General features: G+C 70.7%; 4 protein-coding genes. 2 read left to right on the forward strand and 2 right to left on the reverse strand.

All coding sequences use genetic code 11. From position 1 onward, the window contains the following. On the reverse strand, positions 1 to 825 hold an 825-nt coding region (locus VGE03_RS01190), incomplete at its 3' end, for a threonine/serine dehydratase (protein WP_331044640.1). Positions 826 to 871: 46 nt separating this feature from the next. On the opposite strand from VGE03_RS01190, the gene glpK reads away from it, so the two are divergent. Both glpK and VGE03_RS01200 read left to right on the forward strand, forming a co-directional pair. Further along, the gene (gene glpK, locus VGE03_RS01195) at positions 872 to 2365 is read left to right on the forward strand and encodes a glycerol kinase GlpK (protein ID WP_331044641.1); all 1494 of its coding nucleotides are present in this window, start codon (positions 872 to 874) and stop codon (positions 2363 to 2365) included. Next, positions 2362 to 3441, forward strand: a complete 1080-nt coding sequence (locus VGE03_RS01200; protein WP_331044642.1) for a phosphotransferase family protein — start codon at positions 2362 to 2364, stop codon at positions 3439 to 3441. The genes glpK and VGE03_RS01200 overlap by 4 nt, the downstream gene beginning before the upstream one ends. A 78-nt stretch (positions 3442 to 3519) precedes the next feature. Here the strand turns inward: VGE03_RS01200 and VGE03_RS01205 are convergent. Continuing rightward, positions 3520 to 4180 (reverse strand): CHAT domain-containing protein (locus VGE03_RS01205; RefSeq protein WP_331044643.1); only part of this gene is annotated, 661 nt, incomplete at its 5' end.

The following is a 4180-nucleotide window of genomic DNA, read 5'->3' on the forward strand; positions in this document are numbered from 1 at the left end:
GGCGCGGAAGGCGTAGCGGACGGCCTCGGCCACCTCGGCGTCAGACACCGTCTCGACGCGCGACAGGCGACGATTGATCGGGAAGGTCAGCTCGCCCGGCCGGTCGGTCATCAGGGCGTCGCAGATGGTGCCGTGGGCCGGCGCGTGGGTCAGGCGCTCGCCCGCTGCCATGGACAGCTGGGTGTCGTTGTAGTCCCGCGGCTCGATGCCGATGACCGGCACGTCGGGCATGAGGGCGCCCATCGACAGGTTGATCCCGGCGATCAGGCCGCCACCCGAGGCGCCGCACAGCAGCTGGTCGATCGTGGCCCCGGCCGCCTCCGCCTGCTCGACGATCTCCAGCCCGGTCGTGCCCTGGCCCTCGATCACGAACGGATCGTCGAACGGCCGCACCAGCACGCTGCCGCGCGTCCGGGCGATCTCCTCGCCGATCTCCTCGCGGCTTTCGGTGTAGCGGTCGTAGAGACGGACCTCGCCGCCGAAGCCGATCACCCCCTCAACCTTCACCTTCGGACTGTCGGCCGGCATGACGATGATGGCGCGGGTCCCCATCATCTTCGCCGCGCAGGCCACCGCCTGGGCGTGGTTGCCGGACGAATAGGCGACGACGCCGCGTGTCAGCTCCTCGGCCGTCAGACGGCTGATGCGGTTCCAGGCGCCGCGGAATTTGAAGGCCCCGGCCCGTTGCAGGTTCTCCGCCTTGAGCAGCACCCGGCCGCCCAGATGGTCGTTCAGCGCCGGGCTTTCGATCAGGGGCGTGCGGACGGCGTGGCCGGCGAGCTGGCGGGCGGCGTCGCGGACGCCTTCGAAGGAGGCTGTGTGCATGCCTCCTCCCTTACATTCCCGCCCAACCCCGGTCTAACCTCTCCCCATGAAAAGCCTCATCCTCGCGATTGACCAAGGCACCACCTCGACGCGGGCGATCGCTTTCGGGCGAACGGACGAAGGGGGCCTGCGGCCCGTCGCGGTCAGCCAGATCGAGCTGGAGCAGCATTTCCCCCAACCCGGCTGGGTCGAGCATGACGCCGCCGAGATCTGGGCCGCGACCCTGCAGACCTGCCGCGAGGTGGTGCGCAAGGCGGGCGGCGTCGGACGGTTCGCCGCCATCGGCATCACCAACCAGCGAGAGACCTCGGTCATCTGGGACGTCGCCACCGGCGAGCCCCTGCACCGCGCCATCGTCTGGCAGGACCGCCGCACCGCCGACGCCACGGGCAGGCTGGCCGCCGCCGGGCATGAGCCGGAGGTGCAGACGGCGACCGGCCTGATCCTCGACCCCTACTTCTCCGCCTCCAAATTCGCCTGGCTGCTGGATGCGGTTCCGGGGTCGCGGGAGCGGGCCGAGAAGGGCGAGGTCAAGCTGGGCACCATCGAAAGCTGGCTGATCTGGAAGCTCACGGGCGGCGCCAGCCACGTCACCGACGCCACCAACGCCAGCCGCACCTCCCTGATGGACCTGCGCACCCGTCAGTGGCGGCCCGATCTGGCGGCGCTGTTCAATGTCCCCATGGCGGGACTTCCGGAGATCAGGGGCTGCGCCGACCATCTGGGCGACAGCGAGCCGTCGCTGTTCGGCGCGGCCCTGCCGATCCACGGCGCGGCGGGCGATCAACAGGCCGCACTGGTGGGACATGGCGCACTGAAGGCCGGCGACGCCAAGATCACCTACGGCACCGGGGCGTTTCTGGTGGCCAACGTCGGCGCCGAGCCGGTCGTCTCGACCAGCCGCCTGCTCGGCACCCTCGGCTATGAGGCCCAGGGGACGGCGGCTTACGCGCTCGAAGGCTCCATCTTCTCGGCGGGGTCGGCGATCCAGTGGCTGCGCGACGGGCTGAAGGTCATTTCGGAATCGCGCCACTCCGAGGCGATGGCCCAGGGCCTGAAGGACAACGGCGGGGTCTATCTGGTCCCCGGCTTCACCGGTCTGGGCGCCCCCTGGTGGGAGCCGGAGGCGCGCGGGACCATCGTCGGCCTGACCCGTGACAGCGGTCCGGCCCATATGGTTCGGGCGGCGCTGGAATCCCTCGCCTACCAGACCCGCGACCTGCTCGACGCACTGGAGACGGACGGGGCGCCGAAACTGTCGGTGCTGAAGGTCGACGGCGGCGTCACCGCCAACGCCTTCGCCATGCAGTTCGTCGCCGACATCTGCGATGTCACGGTCGAGAGACCGGCTTTCCAGGAGATGACGGCGCTCGGCGCGGCCAAGCTGGCGGCGCTGGGGTGCGGCCTGATCGACACGCTTGACGCAGCGTCCGCCGAGGCTCCGGCGGTCTGGCGCCCCCGGATGTCCGGTGAAGAGCGCGAGCGGCTGCTGAAAGGCTGGCGCGGCGCCGTGAAGGCCGCCATCATCGCCGCGCAATGACCCAGACGCCCCTTGAAGACGCTCAATCGACCTTCTCCGGCACCCGTGAGGTCGACCCCCGCTACGCCCTCGACGAGGCCGCGCTCGGCGCCTGGCTGGCGGCGAATGTGGATGGCTACGCCGGGCCGCTGACGGTGCGTCAGTTCAAGGGCGGCCAGTCCAATCCGACCTATGAGCTGTCAACGCCGGGCCGGACCTATGTGCTGCGCCGCAAGCCGCCGGGGACCCTGCTGCCCAGCGCCCATGCGGTGGACCGCGAGTTCACCGTCATCTCGGCCCTGCACGCCCAGGGCTATCCGGTCGCAAGACCTCATGCCCTGTGCACCGACGACGGCGTCATCGGTTCGATGTTCTACGTCATGGACAAGGTCGAGGGCCGGGTGCTGTGGGATCTGAAGCTGCCGGGGCTGGAGCCCGCCGGGCGCCGCGCCGTCTATGACGCCCAGGTCGATACGCTGGCCGCCCTGCACCGCTTCGATCCCGCCGCCATCGGACTGGGCGACTACGGCAAGCCGGGCAACTATTTCGAACGGCAGGTCGGGCGCTGGACCAAGCAGTACCGGGCGTCAGAGATCGACCCGATCCCGGCCATGGACCGGCTGATCGAATTCCTGCCCGCCACCCTGCCGCCCGAGGGACCGACCCGGATCGTCCATGGCGACTTCCGGCTGGACAACATGATCCTCGCCCCGGATCAGCCGCAGGTTCGCGCCGTGCTGGACTGGGAGCTGTCGACGCTCGGCGATCCGATGGCCGACTTCTCCTATCTGCTGATCGCCTGGGCCATTCCGGGAAGCCTCCGCAACGGCCTCGCCGGCGCCGACCTCAAGGCGCTGGGGATCCCGTCGGTGGACGAGGTGGTGGCCCGCTATTCGGAGAAGACCGGCGCGCCGCCGCCATCGAACCTCGACTGGCTGTTCGCCTACAACCTGTTCCGGCTGGCGGCCATCTGTCAGGGCATCGCCGGCCGCGTCCGCGACGGCACCGCCGCCTCGCCGCAGGCGAAGTCCATGGCCGCGCAGGTGCCGGCGCTGGCCGAAGGGGCCTGGGGATTTGCCAAAAAGGCAGGAGCCTGAAGAGAGGGATCAGGGACTAGGGATCAGGGGCGGCAGAGGCCGGTGTCGGGAGTGGCGGTCTCGCCTAATCCCCAATCCCTACCCCGGCTCCCCCACGAGCGTGAACGCCGCCCAGTAGGCCGGGTGCGACCAGCGGCGTTCGGCGCGGACGGCGCGCTGACCGGCCTGAAGCGCGCGGGCGCGGACGCCCGGGTCGCCGACGGCATGACTGTCCAGATCGGCGAAGGTGGCGGTGATCAGGGTCGTGGTGGCCGCGTCCGACACCTCCCAGTGCGACACCAGCACCGACCGCGCCCCGGCGTAGAAGAAGGCCCGCGCCAGCCCCGACAGCCCCTCCCCGCCCGGGCGGCCGTCCGAGGCGGCGGTGTTGCAGGCCGACAGGACCACGAACTCGGCGTCCAGCCTCAGCTGGGCCGCCTCGGAGGCGCTCAGATAACCGTCGTCGGCCTCGGTCGCCTCATCCGGCGGGGTCATCACCAGACCCGGCTCGGCGGCGGCGGAGCCCGCCATCAACCCATGGGTCGAGAAGACCACGAACCGGGCGCGCGACAGGGCCTCGGCGTCCGCGGTTCGCACCGCCTGCTCGGTCGCCTCCGAGCCAATGCGGACGACCGAGTCCGGGTAGCGGGCCTTCAGCGTCTCCAGCTCCAGCCGGGAACCGCGCAGGTAGGGCAGAGCCTTCAGACGGCCGACGTCGGCCAGCCGCCCGTCCATCACCGTGTCCGCCGCCGGGGCGCCC

This window comes from Brevundimonas sp. (genome assembly GCF_036400995.1).
Taxonomy (GTDB): domain Bacteria; phylum Pseudomonadota; class Alphaproteobacteria; order Caulobacterales; family Caulobacteraceae; genus Brevundimonas.

Excerpts from the sequence above, each read along its gene's own strand:
- glpK (WP_331044641.1), top strand. The coding sequence starts at position 872 with ATGAAAAGCCTCATCCTCGCGATTGACCAAGGCACCACCTCGACGCGG.
- VGE03_RS01200 (WP_331044642.1), top strand. The coding sequence starts at position 2,362 with ATGACCCAGACGCCCCTTGAAGACGCTCAATCGACCTTCTCCGGCACC.